This is a genomic window from Lysobacter sp. CA199 (genome assembly GCF_052078715.1).
In the GTDB taxonomy this organism is placed as follows: Bacteria; Pseudomonadota; Gammaproteobacteria; order Xanthomonadales; family Xanthomonadaceae; genus Lysobacter.
Window position 1 is genome coordinate 312,748 of the sequence record NZ_JBQJIL010000009.1, and the last position, 16,745, is coordinate 329,492.

The 16,745-nt window shown below is 66.9% G+C and carries 14 protein-coding genes; 9 read left to right on the top strand and 5 right to left on the bottom strand.

What is annotated here, in order from left to right; genetic code table 11:
* Positions 1-32: 32 nt before the first annotated feature.
* Positions 33-650 (top strand): rhomboid family intramembrane serine protease, encoded by a 618-nt coding sequence (locus ACTOWJ_RS18215; RefSeq protein ID WP_441336025.1) that lies wholly within the window; start codon positions 33-35, stop codon positions 648-650.
* 238 nt (positions 651-888) lie between these two features.
* Here ACTOWJ_RS18215 and ACTOWJ_RS18220 read toward each other — a convergent pair whose 3' ends face one another.
* The gene (locus ACTOWJ_RS18220) at positions 889-1,080 is read right to left on the bottom strand and encodes a hypothetical protein (protein WP_441336026.1); all 192 of its coding nucleotides are present in this window, start codon (positions 1,078-1,080) and stop codon (positions 889-891) included.
* 317 nt (positions 1,081-1,397) lie between these two features.
* Here ACTOWJ_RS18220 and ACTOWJ_RS18225 point away from each other — a divergent pair, with 317 nt between their 5' ends.
* From ACTOWJ_RS18225 to cfa, 5 genes are all read left to right on the top strand, one after another.
* Positions 1,398-2,954 carry a histone H1-like repetitive region-containing protein gene (locus ACTOWJ_RS18225; protein ID WP_441336027.1) on the top strand — a complete coding sequence of 519 codons (1,557 nt, stop codon included), beginning with the start codon at positions 1,398-1,400 and terminating at the stop codon, positions 2,952-2,954.
* Between the two features lie 73 nt (positions 2,955-3,027).
* Complete coding sequence (locus ACTOWJ_RS18230; protein WP_441336028.1) at positions 3,028-3,303, top strand: GNAT family N-acetyltransferase; 276 nt, start codon at positions 3,028-3,030, stop codon at positions 3,301-3,303.
* A gap of 381 nt (positions 3,304-3,684) precedes the next feature.
* A complete protein-coding gene (locus tag ACTOWJ_RS18235; protein WP_441336029.1) occupies positions 3,685-4,410 on the top strand; it encodes a pseudouridine synthase in 726 nt (241 codons plus the stop codon).
* Positions 4,411-4,544: 134 nt separating this feature from the next.
* Positions 4,545-5,378, top strand: coding sequence for a DUF3298 domain-containing protein (locus ACTOWJ_RS18240; RefSeq protein ID WP_441336030.1), 834 nt, complete (start codon positions 4,545-4,547; stop codon positions 5,376-5,378).
* Between the two features lie 366 nt (positions 5,379-5,744).
* Positions 5,745-6,890 (top strand): cyclopropane fatty acyl phospholipid synthase, encoded by a 1,146-nt coding sequence (gene cfa, locus ACTOWJ_RS18245; RefSeq protein ID WP_441336031.1) that lies wholly within the window; start codon positions 5,745-5,747, stop codon positions 6,888-6,890.
* A 140-nt stretch (positions 6,891-7,030) separates the two neighbouring features.
* Here the strand turns inward: cfa and ACTOWJ_RS18250 are convergent, their stop codons facing one another.
* The gene (locus ACTOWJ_RS18250) at positions 7,031-8,473 is read right to left on the bottom strand and encodes an amino acid permease (protein ID WP_441336032.1); all 1,443 of its coding nucleotides are present in this window, start codon (positions 8,471-8,473) and stop codon (positions 7,031-7,033) included.
* A 248-nt stretch (positions 8,474-8,721) separates the two neighbouring features.
* On the opposite strand from ACTOWJ_RS18250, the gene ACTOWJ_RS18255 reads away from it, so the two are divergent.
* On the top strand, positions 8,722-9,030 hold the full coding sequence (locus ACTOWJ_RS18255) for a hypothetical protein (protein ID WP_441336033.1): 309 nt from the start codon (positions 8,722-8,724) through the stop codon (positions 9,028-9,030).
* Between the two features lie 243 nt (positions 9,031-9,273).
* A complete protein-coding gene (locus ACTOWJ_RS18260) occupies positions 9,274-10,482 on the top strand; it encodes a glycerophosphodiester phosphodiesterase family protein (RefSeq protein ID WP_441336034.1) in 1,209 nt (402 codons plus the stop codon).
* Positions 10,483-10,683: 201 nt separating this feature from the next.
* On the opposite strand, the gene ACTOWJ_RS18265 is transcribed toward ACTOWJ_RS18260, so the two are convergent.
* A complete protein-coding gene (locus ACTOWJ_RS18265) occupies positions 10,684-11,529 on the bottom strand; it encodes an NAD-dependent protein deacetylase (protein WP_441336035.1) in 846 nt (281 codons plus the stop codon).
* A gap of 172 nt (positions 11,530-11,701) precedes the next feature.
* On the opposite strand from ACTOWJ_RS18265, the gene ACTOWJ_RS18270 reads away from it, so the two are divergent.
* Complete coding sequence (locus ACTOWJ_RS18270; RefSeq protein WP_441336036.1) at positions 11,702-12,073, top strand: hypothetical protein; 372 nt, start codon at positions 11,702-11,704, stop codon at positions 12,071-12,073.
* Between the two features lie 187 nt (positions 12,074-12,260).
* Here the strand turns inward: ACTOWJ_RS18270 and ACTOWJ_RS18275 are convergent, their stop codons facing one another.
* The gene (locus ACTOWJ_RS18275) at positions 12,261-15,581 is read right to left on the bottom strand and encodes a YadA-like family protein (protein ID WP_441336037.1); all 3,321 of its coding nucleotides are present in this window, start codon (positions 15,579-15,581) and stop codon (positions 12,261-12,263) included.
* 305 nt (positions 15,582-15,886) lie between these two features.
* The gene (locus tag ACTOWJ_RS18280; protein ID WP_441336038.1) at positions 15,887-16,660 is read right to left on the bottom strand and encodes a response regulator transcription factor; all 774 of its coding nucleotides are present in this window, start codon (positions 16,658-16,660) and stop codon (positions 15,887-15,889) included.
* Positions 16,661-16,745: the final 85 nt, after the last annotated feature.

The following is a 16,745-nucleotide window of genomic DNA, read 5'->3' on the forward strand; positions in this document are numbered from 1 at the left end:
TTTTCCGTGAACCTTACGAGCCCGACCCGACCATGATCACCTTCGTCCTGATCGCCGTGACCGTGCTGGTGTCGTGGCAGGCGTTCGAGAAACGCCGCATGTTTGAGCGCCTGGTGCTGTGGCCGCCCGGCGTGGAACGCTTTCACCAGTATGATCGGCTGCTGACCCACGGCTTCGTGCACGCCGACTGGATGCACCTGCTGTTCAACATGATCACGCTGTACTTCTTCGGCCGCGCGGTCGAGAGCGTGTTCAGCCAGTTGGTCGGCCCGGCGATGTACCTGCTGTTCTATCTGTCGGCGATCGTGGTCGCGATCCTGCCCAGCTACCTGCGCCACCGCAAGGACACCGGCTACGTCAGCCTGGGCGCTTCGGGCGCGGTTTCGGCGGTGCTGTTCGCCTTCGTGCTGGTCGATCCGTGGAGCTGGATCATCGTGTTCGTGATTCCGGTGCCGGCGGTGGTCTACGCGATCGCCTACATCGGCTACTCGTACTGGATGGACAAGCGCGGCCGCGACAGCATCAACCACAACGCGCACCTGTCCGGCGCGATCTACGGACTGTTGTTCATGCTGTTGATGGAGCCGCGGGTGGGACTGTTGTTCCTGCGCAAACTGGCCAGCCCGAGCTTGCCGAGTTTCTTCGGCTGAGGCCGGCGTGGGCAGAGTGAGGCCTCTGCCCAGGCTTTTGTGAGAGGGAGCTTTAGCCCCGACGCTTTTATCCTGGATCGCTCTGAGCTGACAGTAGAGCGTCGGGGCTAAAGCTCTCTCCCACAAGAGCGGTAGCCTGCTGTGTCGCCGGAAAAACAATGGGCCCGAAGACCTCGCGCATCGGCGCGTCAGGTCTTCGGGCCCGATTCTTTGCGTGCCGCCGCGATGCGCCCGAGGCTCAGGCTGCCATCGGGTTTTCGGAGAAGTGCTCGCCTTCGCCGTAAGCCGCGGCCAGCCCGGCCTGGATCTCGGCATTGAGTTCGCGCAGTTCGCTGCCGTCGGCCTCGCCCTTGCGGGCCAGTTCATAGAGGCGGGCGATGACCGCGTTGGTATGGGCGTCATCGCTGTACTGATCGATATGCCGAGTCATCTGCAACGCCCTTCTCGCTTTTGATGTGGATTTACTCACAGTTACAAGCAGGTTCCGTGCCAGGGTTTTCCCTGGCTTGACGAGCGAAAAAGTGACGCGAGACGTCAACACAGGCCGGTCATGATCAGTCGCGTGACGCGACGCGGCGACTCTCACTTCCGCTCGCCCGCGACACGACGCGGCGATGCTCACTCTCGCTCACCCGCCATGAAGGTTGCGCGTGCTAACACGGATGACGCGTGAGCGCACAGGCTGATGTGGTTACAGGGGCAGCCGCTATCATTCGCACATTCGGAACACTCGACGAGGAGTTAAGTATGGCGATCAAGAAAGCCGGCAAGTCCGCTGGAAAACCCGCGAAAAAAGCGACCAAGCGCGTCGCCGCGAAAGCCGCGGGCAGCAATACCAGCAAGGCCGCGGCGAAGAAAGCCGCGGGCAAGACCGCCGCCAAGCCGGCCAAGAAGGCAGCGGTCAAGAAGGCGACGATCAAGAAAACCGCCGGAAAGAAGGCGGTCGTCAACAAGCTCGCAAGCAAGAAGAGCGTGAGCAAGAAAGCCGTGGCCAAAAAGCCGCTCGCCAAGAAGGCCGCGGGTAAGAAGGCAGTGGCCAAGAAGGCAGTGGCCAAGAAGGCAGTGGCCAAGAAGGCAGTGGCCAAGAAGGCAGTGGCAAAGAAGGGCGCGGGCAAGTCGGCCTCGGCCAAGAAGGCGGTCAAGAAGGTTTCCGCGAAGAAGACGGTGGGCAAACAGGTCGCGGGCAAGAAAGCCACGGCCAAGAAAGTGGTCAAGAAAGCTGCAGGCAACAAAGCCGTCGCTCGCAAACCCGTCGCGAAGAAGGCCGCACCCGCTCGCAGCCCGGCGAAGAAGGCCGCAGCGGGCAAGAGCGCCGTCAAGCGCGTCGTAGCCCAGTCCAGCGCGCGCAAGCCGGCGGCCAAGCCGGCGACGAACAAGCAGATCGCGGCACCGGTGGTCGTCAGGAAGCCGGTAACCGCGGCTTTGAAGCCGACGGTTTCCAAGCCGGCACCGGTCAAGCCGGCTCCGACCAAGCAGGCTCCGACCAAGCAGATCGTCGCTCCAACGGCGGTCGACAAGCCGGCGGCCAAGGCTGCGCAAGCGACTGCGGGCAAACCCGAGACCAAGCCGGCCGTCGTGAAGTCCAAGCCGGTCGCCAAGCGCGCGCCGGTCGCGCCCGCGGCCGCTGCGTCTGCAACGGATTTGTCCCAGACCGCGCCCACCGCGGCCGCACCGGACAAGCCCAAGGCTGCGCGCAAGCCCAAGGCCAAGCCGGCCGCGCAAGCGCCTTCCACGGTTCCGGCCGGTTCGCTCGCGACCGCGGCGGTCGCCTCGGAATCGGCGGCACCGGCGCTGCTGTCCGAATCGCATCAGCCACGCGGCCAGCAGTCGCAGGGCGCGGCCGACAGCGTCGCGGCCCAAGGCGCGGCGGAAACCGCGGCGGAAACCGCGGCCGAGGCCGAAGCTGCGTCGCCGCAGCGCGAGGACGAGGCGGCGAACGCCGCCGCCGATGAAGCCGTGGCGAGCGTTTCGGCCGACGCCGACGATGATGAAGGTTCCGACGACGAAGGCACCGACGACGGCGAAGGCGAGTCCGGCCACGGCGGCGGTTCGCGCATCACCCCGGAGCAGGCGCTGGAGAACACTCGCCGCCTGCTGGAAGCCAAGCAGGAACACGCCCGCGAAGCGCAGCCATGGCAGCAGCTCGACGCCCACCAGGGCCACGTGCCGCAGCCGGGTCCGCAATCGGAGAGCGCGGCGCAGAAGGCCGGCGAATTGCATGCGGCCGAAAGCCGGATGGACGCGATCCAGGGCTCCAACAGCACCCAGGACCGTCACAACCAGGGCAAGCGCGACAACCGCTGACGTCCGCACGGCCGGAACCGCCCCGCGCGGTTCCGGCCGTTTCGCGTCGCCGCCCTTTCATCGCAGGAACCCCATGTCCGTTTCCATACAACACCAACCCGAGCTGCAACGCTTCACCACTGTGGTCGACGGCGTGCAGGCGCTGCTGGAGTACCAGATGCGCGGCGACCAGTTGGTCATCACCCATACCGGCGTGCCCGAGGCGATAGGCGGGCGCGGCATCGCCAGCGATCTGGTCAAGGCCGCGTTCGAATACGCGCGTGGCGCGGGTTACAAGGTCCGTCCGGCCTGCTCGTACGCGGCGGCCTGGGCCGAGCGCCATCCGGAGTATTCGCAGTTGTTGGCGTGAGGCGCGGTGGCTGCTCGCCTTCTGCGGTAGCAACCACGATGAACGCAGCGCGCGAGTTTTGCCCCCTTTGAAAAAGGGGGCGAGCGCCCGGCGCAAGTCCGGGACGGGGCTGATGGATAGCGCGGGGGATTTGCTTTTGCGCTTGGAACGAGGGCAAAAGCAAGTCCCCCTAACCTCCCGTTTTCAAAGGGAGGAATGCTTCGGGTGGGTTGGAAGGGGCGGGTGCGGTGGTGGTGAGGCCGCAAAAAATCGCCCGATTCGCGCCTGACGGATGAATCGATCGCCCACCAGAGCGCCCCCGACACCGCTCCCTGCTCGCCAATCCGCGGCGTCTGTGCCAGCCTACGCGCCCCCCGATCTCCCGCCGGCCGGTTTTCCGGCATGCTGCCCGCCATGCGCCTGAACAAACACATCAGCGACACCGGTTTCTGCTCCCGCCGCGAGGCCGACCGCTTGATCGCCGAAGGCCGGGTCACCGTCAACGGTGTGCGCGGCCGGGTCGGCAGCGAGGTCGGCGAGGGCGACGAGGTCCGCATCGACGGCGAGATCCTGCGCGTGCGCGCGGCGGTCAAGGGCAAGCGCCAGCATGTGTATATCGTGCTCAACAAGCCGGTTGGCGTGGTCTGCACCACCGAGTCCACGGTCAAGGACAACATCGTCGACTTCGTCGGCCACGACCGGCGCATCTTCCCGATCGGCCGCCTGGACAAGGACTCGGAAGGGTTGATCCTGCTGACCAGCAACGGCGACATCGTCAACGAGATCCTGCGCGCCGAGAACAAGCTGGAAAAGGAATACCTGGTCGCGGTCAACCACGAGGTGACCAACGAATTCCTGCGCGGAATGAGCCGCGGCGTGCCGATCCACGGCCAGACCACCTTGCCGTGCAAGACCGGCAAGCTGGGCCGCTTCGGCTTCCGCATCGTGCTGGTGCAGGGCTTGAACCGGCAGATCCGGTTGATGGCCGCGCACTTCGGTTTCCGGGTCAAGCAACTGCTGCGCGTGCGCGTCGGCAACGTCAAGCTGGGGCACCTCAAGCCAGGCCAGTGGCGCAATCTCACCGACCCAGAACTGCAAGGCCTGCTGCCGCAACGCACCGAGTGGTGAACGCAACCCAAACCCGCGCCTGAGCGGGCATGGCCGCGATGCCCGGCGGCCTGCGATCTAGATGTGGACGTCACGCTTTGCGCGATAATGTCGCGCGAAACATCCCATGGACGTCCGACCACAAGGATTGCTGTATGAAGCGCGTTACCGCCGTCTGTCTGCTTGCCCTGGCCCTGGCGGCCTGCAAGAAAGAAGCCACGCCGCCGCCGGCCGCCAACGCCCCGGCCGCCACGCCGGCCGCTGGCTTGCCCGCGCCGGTCGCGACCGACGACGGCCCGGTCGAACTCAAGGAATTGGTGGAAACCACGCCCAACTACGTGGTCGGCATCACCTACGACACCCAGGCGGCCAAGTACCCGGGACTGGCGCGCGAGCTCAAGCGTTATGCCGACAGCGCCCGCGCCGAGCTCATCGAGGCTGCCAGCGGACGCACGGCCAAGGAAAATCCTTCGCCTTACGAGTTGTCGCTGACCTTCGACGACGTGCTGGACTCGCCGGACATGGTCGCGGTGTCCGCCGACGGCAGCAGCTACACCGGCGGCGCCCACGCCTCGCCGCTGATCGCGCGCTTCGTCTGGTTGCCCAAGCACGGCAAGCTGCTCAAGGCCGAAGAATTGATCCCGCAGAAGACCGGCTGGGACGCGGTCTCGCGCTACGTGCGCGAGCAACTGCACTCGGCGCTGTCGCAGCGCATCGATGCCGACGACCTGGCGCCGGCGGTGCGCGCCGAGCAGATCGAGACCGGCGGACGCATGATCGACGACGGCACCGCGGCCGATCCGGCCAACTTCGCCATGTTCGAGCCGATGCGCTCGGCCGACGGCAAGCTCAGCGGCCTGAAGTTCGTGTTCGCGCCCTATGAGGTCGGTCCGTATTCGGACGGCACGCAGACCGTCGAAGTGCCGGCGTCGGTGTTGTTGCCGTATCTGGCGCCGGAGTATCGGCCGCTGTTCGTCGGCGGGGCCTGAGTTCCGCCTTCGTTGTGAGGCATGAGTGTTTCCTTCTGCCGCCTGCGGTAGAAGGTGCCCGCAGAGCCCGCCCCCGCGAAGGCGGGGGACGGATGAGGGCAGCCGCGTTCGACTCGGCCGGCCCTCTGCCACGTAGCGGGAAGGATCAGAAACGCAACTCAGCGTTCGCCAAAAACAACTCGATTCGGCACATCGCTCCGCGCCGCATTTGTTATCGTGCGTCCATGCGCAGACACCGCGCAGCAGGACGCCACAACAGCGGACGCCCCGACAGGAACGTCGTCTCAGGACGAGCGCGCACTGCTTCATATCGGCGATGCGCAAGCAGTAACAGACCGCACTTCACCGACCCCGATCGAGGCCGTCATGCCCCTGGCGTCGCTGCGTAAACGAGTCGAAGGTCTGCTGGCACTGGCCGATGTGCGCATCGGCGGCGACCGGCCCTGGGACATCCAGGTCGAGGACGAGGAGTTCTATGCGCGGGTAGTCGCGCAGGGCTCGCTCGGGTTCGGCGAAACCTATATGGACGGAATCTGGCACGCCCAGTCGCTGGACCAACTGCTGGTGCGGTTGCTGCGCGCGCACGTGGACGAGCAGGTGCACGGCTGGGCGGCTGTCCTCGACGGCCTGCGCGCGCATTTGATCAATCTGCAGAGCCACCGCCGCAGCTTCACCGTCGGCGAGCGTCACTACGATCTGGGCAACGATCTGTACCGGGCCATGCTCGGCAAGCGCCTGGTTTACAGCTGCGGCTATTGGCGAGACCGCCAGGGGCGACCCTTGGGCGATCTGGATTCGGCCCAGGAAGCCAAGCTCGATCTGGTCTGCCGCAAACTCGGGCTGAAGCCGGGCATGCGCGTGCTCGATATCGGCAGCGGTTGGGGCGAAGCGTTGAAGTTCGCCGCCGAGCGCTACGGCATCGTCGGCGTCGGCGTGACCGTTTCGCACGAGCAGGCCGAATTCGCCCGCGCACTATGTAAGGGCCTGCCGATCGAATTCCGTCTGCAGGACTACCGCGATCTGGACCAGCGCTTCGACCGGATCTTCTCGCTGGGGATGTTCGAGCACGTCGGGGTCAAGAACTACGACGCCTACTTCGACGTCGCGCTGCGTTGCCTGGACCGCGACAGCGCCGACGGCGGTCTGTTCCTGCTGCACACCATCGGCGGCAACAAATCGGTGGCGACTACCGATCCGTGGATCGCCAAATACATCTTTCCCAATTCGATGCTGCCCTCGGCACGGCAGATCGCCGAGCACGTCGAAGGCCGGTTCGTGATCGAGGACTGGCATAACTTCAGCGCCGATTACGACCTGACCCTGCAGGCCTGGCGCGACAACGTCGAAAGCGCCTGGGAGCGGCTGGACGCGCGCTACGACGAGCGCTTCCGGCGGATGTGGCAGTTCTATCTGGCCGCCTCGATGGCGACTTTCCGCAGCCGGCATGCGCAGTTGTGGCAACTGGTGCTGTCGCCCGATGGGGTGCCGGGTGGATATGTCGCGCCGCGGTGAGCGGCGGCGGCAGGGTAGCCGGCTACGTCGTAGATGAGATGTCGCGGTCGCGGCTCGCGCCGCTCCTACAAGGGCTACCTGTAGGAGCGGCGCGAGCCGCGACCGCCATGCTTCAAACGCCGGCGCAACCCGCGCGCCGATCAGCCCTGCGGCTCCTGCGCCAGCTTCGAATGCCGGATGCCGTAGGCGAAATACACCAACAACCCCAGCGACACCCAGATCAGGAAGATCAGCCAGGTGATCGCCGCCAGCTCGGACAGCAGCCAGATCGAGAAGCCGATACCGACGATCGGGATCAGCGGCACCAGCGGGGTGCGGAACGAACGGTGCAGGTCCGGCTTGCGCACCCGCAGCACCCACACCGAGGCGCAGATGATGATGAAGGCCGACAGCACGCCGATGTTGACCAGCTTGGCGACCTCGCCGATCGGCAGGAAGCCGGCGACCAGTGCGGTGAACACGCCCAGCACCGCGGTCGGACGGTGCGGGGTGCCGTACTTGGGATGGATCTTGGCGAACCAGCCGGGCAGCAGGCCGTCGCGCGCGAGTGAGAACCATATCCGCGCCGCGCCCAGCATGAAGGCGAACAGCACGCTGGCGATGCCGACCACCGCCGAGAACGCGATGGTCTTGGCGATCCACGGCAGGCCCAACGCGGCGAAGGCGTCCGACACCGGCGCGTCGCCGTTGAGGGTGGAGTAGTGGGCGATGCCGGTCAGCACCAGCGACACCGCCAGGTACAGCACCATCGACACGCCCAGCGACAGCAGCACCGCGCGCGGCAGATCGCGCTGCGGGTTCTTGGATTCCTCCGCCGCGGTGGTCAGGGTGTCGTAGCCGAACACCGCGAAGAACACCACCGCCGCGGCGGTGCCGACGCCGGCGAAGCCGAAGTGGCCGACGCCGTCGGGACCGATCACGCGCTCGGGAATGAACGGCGTCCAGTTGGCCGTGTCGATGTAGAACACGCCCACGCCGATCACCAGCAGCACCGCGAGCACCTTGACCACCACGATCACGGTGTTGAAGCGCGCGCCCCATTCGGTACGGAAGATCAGCAACGCCGACACCGCCAGCGTCACCGCGGCGGCGATCACGTTGAACACGCGGCCCTCGCCGGTGCCGATCGCGCCTTGCGCCCAAACGGGCAGGTGAATCCCCACGCCCACCAGCAGCACTTGCACGTAGCCCGACCAACCGATCGCCACCACCGCCACGATCAATGCGTATTCCAGCAACAAGTCCCAGCCGATCAGCCACGCCGCCAGTTCGCCCAAGGTGGCGTAGCTGTAGGTGTAGGCGCTGCCGGTGACCGGGATCATCCCGGCGAACTCGGCGTAGCACAGCGCCGCCGCGGCGCTGGCGATGCCGGCGATGAGGAAGGCCAGGGCGACCGCAGGACCTGCGTTCTCCGCGGCCTGGTGGCCGGCCAGCACGAACACGCCGACGCCGATGATGCCGCCGATGCCGATCGCGGTGAGTTGCCATAACCCCAGCACGCGCCGGAAGTCCGAGCGTTTGCCCGCTTCGGCTTGCAACTGTTCCACCGACTTGTGCCGCAGGATCTTGGCGACCAGGCTCATCGAGCGCTCCTTCCGAATGACCGCCGCATCATAGCGGCTGCGCGGGCTCGCGGCGGACGGCGGCGCATGGAGGCGCCACATCGGCTGCGGCGGCGGGCCGGGCGGTTCACGCACCCCGACCGGCGGACGTTGTGGTGGATGCGAGGCCGGCCGTGGCGATCGCGCCGGGGCACGGCGCGACGCGGCGCGCCTCGCGCCGGGCGTCGTCGGCGCCCCGGCCATCGAATGCGGACACCGCAGGAGGCTCTATGCCGTACAAGTTCATCAACGACGTCAGCCCCAACAAGATCAACAAGCTCGACGATCCCGCGCAGGCGCAAGCGATAATCCAGGATATTTACGAATTGACCCTACAGACCGAGCCGGTGGCCGGCGATCAGGTCAATCAGTGGCTGGGACTGCTCAGCGGCGCCAGGATCGTCGCGCAGAAGGTCAAGGGCAGCGTCGATACGATCGAGGTGTACCCGGGCGGCAAGGTCAGTCCGGACCGCATCTTCATCGCCGCCGGCGGCGGAACGGTCACCGTGATCGCGGTCGGCGAAGCCAGCCACAAGTGATCGGCGCGGCGGCGACCCGGTTGCGGGCCGTCGCCGGATCCCGCCTGGCTGTCATGCGGTCACGGCAGACTGAAGCGGCGGCGCCCGGCCGCCGCTCCCTGGCCCTGTACGACGAGGTAGGATCCCGCAATGCCGCACTTTCATCTCCCGATCCGGCCGAACCTGCGCCGGTCGCTGGCCGCGCTGGCGCTGTGCGCCGCGAGCGCCGCCCACGCTGCTGCTCTCACGCCCGCGAAGACGCCGATGACCGACCAATCCGCCGCCGAGGGCCACCAGGGCCTGATCGTGATCGCCCACCGCGGCGCCAGCGGCTATCGGCCCGAGCACACTCTGGAGGCGTATCGGCTGGCGATCGCGCAGGGCGCGGACTTCATCGAGCCGGACCTGGTCGCCACCCGCGACGGCGAACTGGTGGTGCGCCACGAGAACGAAATCTCCGGCACGACCGATGTCGCCGCGCATCCTGAGTTCGCCGATCGCAAGACCAGCAAGACCATCGACGGCGAAACCCTCAGCGGCTGGTTCACCGAGGACTTCACCCTCGCCGAACTCAAGACCCTGCGCGCCAGGGAACGCATTCCGCAGATCCGGCCGGGCAATACCCGCTTCGACGGCCAGTTCCAGATCGCGACGTTCAAGGAAGTGATCGCGCTGGCCAAGCAGGAAAGCCGCGACGGCCGGGTCATCGGCATCTATCCGGAAACCAAGCATCCGACCTGGTTCGCCAGTCAGGGCAAGCATCTGGACGGATCGCCGATCCATGTCTCGCTCGGCGAGAAGCTGGTCGCCACGCTGCTTGCCGAAGGTTTCACCGATCCCAAGCGCGTCTACATCCAGAGTTTCGAAGTCTCCAACCTGATCGAGCTCAAGCAGCGGATCATGCCCAAGGCCGGCATCGATCTGCCGCTGGTGCAGCTGTACGGCGATTTCGAACGCGACCGTCCTTACGATTTCGTCTACAACGTCGTCGGTAAAGCCGATCTGCCGGCGATTTATGGCGGATTGATTGCGGCGATTCCCGGCGGTATCGATGCCAAGACCAAGTTCGGTGCGTTGACCGAAACCGCGGCGTTGCAGTGGATGAAGGCGAACTACGTGTCCGGACTCGGACCGTCCAAGACCAGCGTGATCCTGCGCGCGCCGTTGCCGGCCAAGCGCGACGCCGACGGCGATGGACACGCTTTGCTGAGCACGCGCAACACCGGCTTCGTCCATCCCGTGCTCGGCCGCGCGCTGGCGTTGGGACTGCAGGTGCATCCGTACACGCTGCGCGCCGAGGAACCGTTCCTGACCCAGACCGCGAACGGCGTGGATCAGAGCGCGCTCGGCGAAGCCTTGCAGCTGTATGCGTTGGGCGTGCAGGGGTTCTTCATCGACCAGCCCGATATCGGCGTGGCCGCGCGCAAGCTGTTTCTGGAGCAAAGCCGGATCGGGCGCGCGCCGGCGAAGTGATCTTCGCCGGTCAGGTTTCGCTGCGGTTTGAGCGGAGAGCGTCGTGCCTGAAGGCCCTCCCACAAAAGACCTCGCGGCCGTGCCGATGCTTGCCGTCTCGCAATCGACGCTGCGACGAGGTCTTTTGTGGGAGGGCCTTCAGGCCCGACGCGTTTGATGCAACTGCCGCGCGGCGGCATTCGCCGCGAACGCATCGCATGCTCAACTCAATGCCGCCTGCAAGGTCGCGCCGCAATCGGCTTGCAGCTTCAAGGTCGCGATCTGGTCGGCGCGGGTCACGCCGCGATTGAGCAGGGCCAAGGGCAAGCCGGCTTCGCGCGCGGCGCGGGCGAAGCGGAATCCCGAATAGACCATCAGCGAGGAGCCGATCACCAGCATCGCGTCGGCCTGCGCCAGCGATTGCTGCGCCGCGGCCACCCGCGCGCGCGGTACGTTCTCGCCGAAGAACACCACGTCGGGCTTGACCATGCCGCCGCACTGACCGCACACCGGCGTGCGGAAGCGTTCGAAATCCAGGCCTTCCAGATCGGCATCGCCGTCGGGTAGCGCCGCCGCGTCCAGTCCGACCCACTGCGGATTGCATCGCGCCAGTTCGACTTGCAGCGATTCGCGCGGTTGCCGCGCGCCGCAATCCAGGCAGATCACCTCGTCGAGGCAGCCGTGCAGGTCGACCACGCCGACGCTGCCGGCGCGCGCATGCAGGCCATCGACGTTCTGGGTCACCACTGCGTGATCGGGCTCGCGTTGCTGCCAGCGCGCCAGCGACTGGTGTCCGGCGTTGGGCCGTGCGCCGGCGAACGACGGCCAACCGACGAAACTGCGCGCCCAGTAGCGCGAGCGGGCGCGGGCGTCGCCGACGAAGGCGCGGAAATCGATAGGCGGCTTGCGCTGCCACGCGCCGTTTTCGTCGCGATAGTGCGGAATCCCCGAACCGGTGCTGATGCCGGCGCCGGTCAGCACGAATACGCGCCGGTGCGGGCGCAGCCAGTCGTACAGGCGCTGGGCGGCGTCGGTGTCGGCGGACGGAGCGAGGCTGTGATCGGTCATGCGGCGCGGTGGGGCCAAGACGTCGGCGAAGGGCTGAGCAGGAAATGGTGGCGTTCGCGGACGATCCAAGGGCAGGGCGGCCGCCGGGCAAAGCGCCGTCGCCGCTTCGGTGCGGGCCCGGTTCGATCTGCAATGGCCGAACCCGCTTGACCGGACCCAGCCGGCTGAGCTCTTGTTCGGTCAAACCATCGCTGAAGTCGGCGAAGACGGTGTCGCAGTCGTCGGCCAGGAAAGCCTGACCTTCGACCCAGACGATCGACCAGAACGGCGCCCGCGTCGGCCCGTGCCGGGTGCCATCGCATATCGTCGAACATCGCTGCGCGAGGGAAAGCTCGCCGGCGAGCTTGAGCCCCATCTCGTAGGCGTCGTACGCCGGCGGCAGCCAGATATCCAGCCTGAAGGGAAACTCGCTGGGATTGGGCTCGATCGTGATGGAGAGGTCGCAGCATTCGTTGTCGACCCGTTCGCCCCAATACAGCGTCGCGCCCGGCGCATGGCGAGCGAACGCGGCCTCGACCGCGCGGCGGTCGGGTTCGACGGATAAGCCGACCCACATCATCTGGCGTTGCGCATCGGGGTGTCGGCGGAAGGAGTCATCTTAGCGGGTCCGCGATAAGCGATAAAAAGGCCGCCCGGATCGCTCCGGGCGGCCTGGCTGACCGCGAGCGGAGGGCTCGCGGATCGCCGGGGGAGGTCCCTGTGCGGCGGCGCGCCTGCGGCGGCCGTCGCGATCACCAGACGATGCCCGCGCCGATGGTGACGCCCACATCGCCTCTGGAGTTGCTGTTGCCCGACAGCTTGTAGACGTAGCGGCCGTCCTCGGTGATGGTCGACACGCCGATCGCGAAGCCGCTTTCGCCGCGGAAGGTGCTCGCCGCGATCGCCGCCATGCTCTTGCCGGGCATGTAGGACTGCGGCAGGCCGGCCACCGCCATCGCCGAGGCGACGCCGGCGCTGGCCTTGTCGTCGAGCTGGCCGATCTCGCGACGCAGGCTGTTGCCCCAATTGTCGGTGTATTGGTTGGAGACGGTGATCGCCCGGTTCACGCCTTCGTTGAGCTGTTGCACGTTGACCGCGTCGGTATTGGCGGTGCCGGCGCGGACGTTGCGGATGTTGACCGAGCCGCCGCCGTTGTTGAGGGTGATCTGGGTGTTGTTGACGCTGCCGTCGACATTGGTGTCGTAACGCACGGTGCCGTTCTGCGAGGCCTTGAGCTGTGCGACGTTGACCGCGTCGTTGTCCTGCGAACCGGCGGCGACGTTGACGATCTGACGCCGCGCGCTCGCCGTGCCGACCGAGACCGTATTGGCGCGATCGGCCACCGCGCCCTGGCCCAACGCGACCGCGCCGCTTGCAGTGACGCTGGCGCCTTCGCCGACCGCGACGGCGTTGGTCGCGCCGGCGGCGATGTTGGTGTTGGCGCCGACGGCGGTGCTGCCGTCGGCGTTGACCCGGGCGTTGCCGCCGATGGCGGTGTCGTTGGCGCCGGCGGCGTAACTGTCGCCGCCGATCGCGGTGGCGCGGCTGCCGCCCGCACTGGCGCTGGCGCCGACTGCGACGCCGCGCGAGCCCGCGGCCACCGAGGCGTTGCCGGTGCCGTCGATGGCCACGCGCGGATCGGGTGTGGTCGCCGGCGGCAGATTGTCGATGCGGTTGTTGATGTTGGTCAGGCTGGCGTCGACTGCGGCGAAAGCGGCGCCGATGTTGCTGTAGTTGCCGCCCTGCACGGTGTAGCTGGGCGCGCCGAACACGCCGCCGTTGAACAGCGAGCCGCCGCCGAACACCGTGGCGATCGAGTTGCCCATGTCGAAGATCTGCCCGCCGTTGACGCCCTGCAGGCTGCCGGTGGCGATCTGGCCGCCGGCCAGGTTGTCGAGCACCGTGCCGGTGCCGGCCGGGCCGCGCAGGCTGATGTTGCCGTAATCGGGATTGCCGGTGCCGTCGTCGTCGTAGCGCACCGCGAAGGCGTTGGAGCCGCTGACGCTGCCGTCCAGCGCGGTCAGCGCCGAGCCGACGTTGGTGTAGGTATTGCCGCCGATAACGTAGCTGGGCGCGGTGAAGGTACCGCCGGCGTTGAAGGTGGCGCCGCCGCCGAAGATGTTGGCGATGTCGGTGCCGATGCCGAAGATCTGCCCGCCATTGACGCCTTGCAGGCTGCCGGCGGCGATCTGGCCATTGGCGAGATTGTCGAGCACCGTGCCGGTGCCGGCCGGGCCTCGCAGGGTGATGTTGCCGTAGTCCGGGTTGCCGGCGCCGTCGTCGTCGTAGCGCACCGCGAACGCGTTGGTGCCGGTGACGCCGCCGTCCAGTGCCGCCAGCGCCGCGCCCACGTTGTTGTAGGTATTGCCGTCGATGATGTAGTTCGGCGCGCCGAAGGTGCCGCCGGCGTTGAAGGTCGCGCCGCCGCCGAGCAGATTGGCGACCGACGTGCCGATGCCGAAGATCTGCCCGCCGTTGACCGCTTCCAGGCTGCCGGCGGCGATCTGGCCGGCGGCTAGGTTGCCGATCAGGGTGCCGGTGCCGGCCGGGCCGCGCAGGGTGATCGCGCCGTAGTTCGGATTGCCGGCGCCGTCGTCGTTGTACTGCACCGAGAAGGCATCGGCATTGGCCAGACCGGTGTCGATCGCGGCCAGGGCGGCGCCGACGTTGTTGTAGCCGTTGCCTTCGATGACGTAATTCGGCGCGGTGATCGTGCCGTCCGCGGCGACGCCAGCGCCGGCGCCCAGATGCTGCGCATTGGACTGGCTGATCGCGAAGACCTGAGCGCCGTTGATCGCCTGGGTGCTGCCGGCGGCGATCGCGCCCGCGCTCAGATTGGAGATCGTGGTGCCGGCCGGACCCTCCAGCGTGACGTTGGCGAAGTCCGGCGTGCCGCCGAGGTCGTCGTACTTGACCGCGAACGGATCGGCCGCGGCGTTGGCCAGCGCGCCTTGCAACTGGGCCAGATTGACCGCGTCGCTGCCGTTGCTGCCGGCGGCGAGGTTGGTCAGCTTGCGGGTCGCGCCGGCCGAGCCGATCGAGACTTCGCCGGAAGAGTTCTGCGGTGCGACGAGCCCGAACGCGGTATAGCCGGTTTGCGCGCCGATCGCGGTCGAAGAACCGGCGCCTAGCGCGACGCTGTTGGCGTGGGTGGAGGTCGCGCCGAAGCCGAGAATGGTCTGGCGATCGGCGTTGCCGAAGCTGTTGTCGCCGATCACCACCGAATTGCCCAGGCGCGCGGCGTAGTTGGTGTCCGGGCCGCCGGTGAAGCCGGCCGCGGCGGCGGTGATGGTGGGCAGTTGATGGCGCGCGTTGGTGCCCATCACGATGGTGTTGGAGCCGTTGGCGTAGCTGCCGTCGCCGATGATGGTCTGGTTGTTCTGCGCCGCGTTGGTCTGCCAGGTGCAGGCCAGGCCGATGATCACGCACGAGGCGTTGTTGTTGTTGCCGGTGTAGTTGCTGTCCTGGAACTGGATGTAGCTGTCCGATTGCACCGCGCCGATCAGGGTCATGTGATTGGCCGGCTGATTGCCGTCCAGATCCACCACGTTGGGCACCTGCACCAGGTTGAGGATCAGCGACAGATAGGAGTAATTGAAGTTGGCGCGGTCGATGGTCAGGCAGCCGGTACCGAGCAGGCCGCAGGCCCGGTAATCGTTGCCCAGCAGCCAGTCGTTGAGGTATTGGACGATGCCAGGCAGGGTGTTGTTGAGCGCCGGCGGCGGTTGGATGACGCTCATCGGCGAGACCATGCCGCCGTCGAAGGCGCTGGCCGAGTTCCAGGTCGAGCTGTTGGGCATGCCGTCGAACACCAGCGGCAGCAGCGGCGCTTCACTGTCGAACGCCTCGTCGCCGGTCGTCGACTCCTCGTTGCCGCTGTCGGTGCTCTTGGTTTCGACGTCCGGGCTGTCGCTGGCCTGCGTCGGCGATGCGGGCTCCGCGGCGCCGACGGGCAGGGCGGTCATGGCGATGGCGATGCAACAGCTCAGCATCGATGCGCGCAACAGCCGTGCGCGCACCGACGTGGAGCGCATGGACGCGTGTTTGGATGAATTGCGGGTGGGCATGGTCATGACAGCCTCCGTCTGCGATAGCGGTAGGCCGATCGGCGTCTGGGACGGAGGTAAGCGCATGCGAAAGCGTGCAGGCCGTTGCGGCTGCGATGATGTTTTGTTCCCCGTCCCCCGGCGTCGTGGCCGTCGTGTTCGCTGGCACGATCGGCTCGTCGGCAAGCGCAGGCTAAGCGCGAAAATGAGACAACACACTCACTTCTGCTCACGCGCGATCACAGAGGCGGGAGCAAAAAAACGGCGGCCGGTGAGGCCGCCGCCTTGCGTTTTCGATTCGTAGCGCGCGGCGATCGGTCTCGCCGACCGGCTCAGTTGCTCGACCGCACAATCGTGCACAGATAACCCATGCCGCGCACCGCGCGCAACGGCAGAGGCAGCGGGCTCATCACCGCGACTTTCTTGCGCAAGCGGTAGATCAGCATTTCCAGGCGATGCGGATCGAAGTCGTAGACGTCGCTGGTCAGCGAGCCGATCAGGCTGTCGTGCGAGACCGGATGGCCGCCCGCACCGGTGTTGACCAGACGCAACAACACGCTGCGTTCGGGCGCGCTGAGATCGATCGATGCGCCGTCGGGCGTGCGCAGTGTCCAACCGTCCAGCGCCAGCTCCCATTCGGGTTGACCGGCGGCGGCGCGGGTGGGCATGGCGCGCATGTGATGCTGCAAGCTGTGCATGGCGGTGATCACCGCGGCCAGGCTGTCCAGATCGACCGGCTTGCTGAAGCAGGCGTCGGCGATCTCGTGGTAGGAGTCGTGCTGGCCGCCCAGGCCGGCATCGGCGTCGAGCATGACGATGCCGATGTCCGAGTGCTGGCGCAGATGCAGCGCCACCGAGCGCGGATTGTCGTCGGGCAGGTCGCTGGCGATGACGGCGATGTCGCAAGGCGCGCTGAGCAGGTTGCGGTACAGCGCGGCGGCATTGGCGCATTCGACGATCGCGAACTGGCGCATCTGCAGCGAATGCAGAATCTGCTGGCGCAGGTGCGGGTCGCGTTCGACGACGGCGATGCGGCGGTTGTTGCGGTTGTCGGCGCCGGCGCTGGACGTGCCCGCACCGGTATGAGCAGCTGAGATGGCGGCCATCCTGATGTCCCCTGTTGGTCGAACTTCAAGCTGTTTTCTTATATAGAAACAGTGCCGTCGATATCCAATATCAGGTTAATAGGGC

What these genes read in the sequence shown, in the direction of transcription:
- ACTOWJ_RS18240 (WP_441336030.1), top strand. Translation starts at nt 4,545, where the DNA reads ATGAAGCGCGTTACCGCCGTCTGTCTGCTTGCCCTGGCCCTGGCGGCC.
- ACTOWJ_RS18265 (WP_441336035.1), bottom strand. Translation starts at nt 11,529, where the DNA reads ATGACCGATCACAGCCTCGCTCCGTCCGCCGACACCGACGCCGCCCAG.
- ACTOWJ_RS18250 (WP_441336032.1), bottom strand. Translation starts at nt 8,473, where the DNA reads ATGAGCCTGGTCGCCAAGATCCTGCGGCACAAGTCGGTGGAACAGTTG.
- ACTOWJ_RS18275 (WP_441336037.1), bottom strand. Translation starts at nt 15,581, where the DNA reads ATGACCATGCCCACCCGCAATTCATCCAAACACGCGTCCATGCGCTCC.
- ACTOWJ_RS18215 (WP_441336025.1), top strand. Translation starts at nt 33, where the DNA reads ATGATCACCTTCGTCCTGATCGCCGTGACCGTGCTGGTGTCGTGGCAG.
- ACTOWJ_RS18225 (WP_441336027.1), top strand. Translation starts at nt 1,398, where the DNA reads ATGGCGATCAAGAAAGCCGGCAAGTCCGCTGGAAAACCCGCGAAAAAA.
- cfa (WP_441336031.1), top strand. Translation starts at nt 5,745, where the DNA reads ATGCCCCTGGCGTCGCTGCGTAAACGAGTCGAAGGTCTGCTGGCACTG.
- ACTOWJ_RS18260 (WP_441336034.1), top strand. Translation starts at nt 9,274, where the DNA reads ATGACCGACCAATCCGCCGCCGAGGGCCACCAGGGCCTGATCGTGATC.
- ACTOWJ_RS18280 (WP_441336038.1), bottom strand. Translation starts at nt 16,660, where the DNA reads ATGGCCGCCATCTCAGCTGCTCATACCGGTGCGGGCACGTCCAGCGCC.
- ACTOWJ_RS18230 (WP_441336028.1), top strand. Translation starts at nt 3,028, where the DNA reads ATGTCCGTTTCCATACAACACCAACCCGAGCTGCAACGCTTCACCACT.
- ACTOWJ_RS18255 (WP_441336033.1), top strand. Translation starts at nt 8,722, where the DNA reads ATGCCGTACAAGTTCATCAACGACGTCAGCCCCAACAAGATCAACAAG.
- ACTOWJ_RS18235 (WP_441336029.1), top strand. Translation starts at nt 3,685, where the DNA reads ATGCTGCCCGCCATGCGCCTGAACAAACACATCAGCGACACCGGTTTC.
- ACTOWJ_RS18220 (WP_441336026.1), bottom strand. Translation starts at nt 1,080, where the DNA reads ATGACTCGGCATATCGATCAGTACAGCGATGACGCCCATACCAACGCG.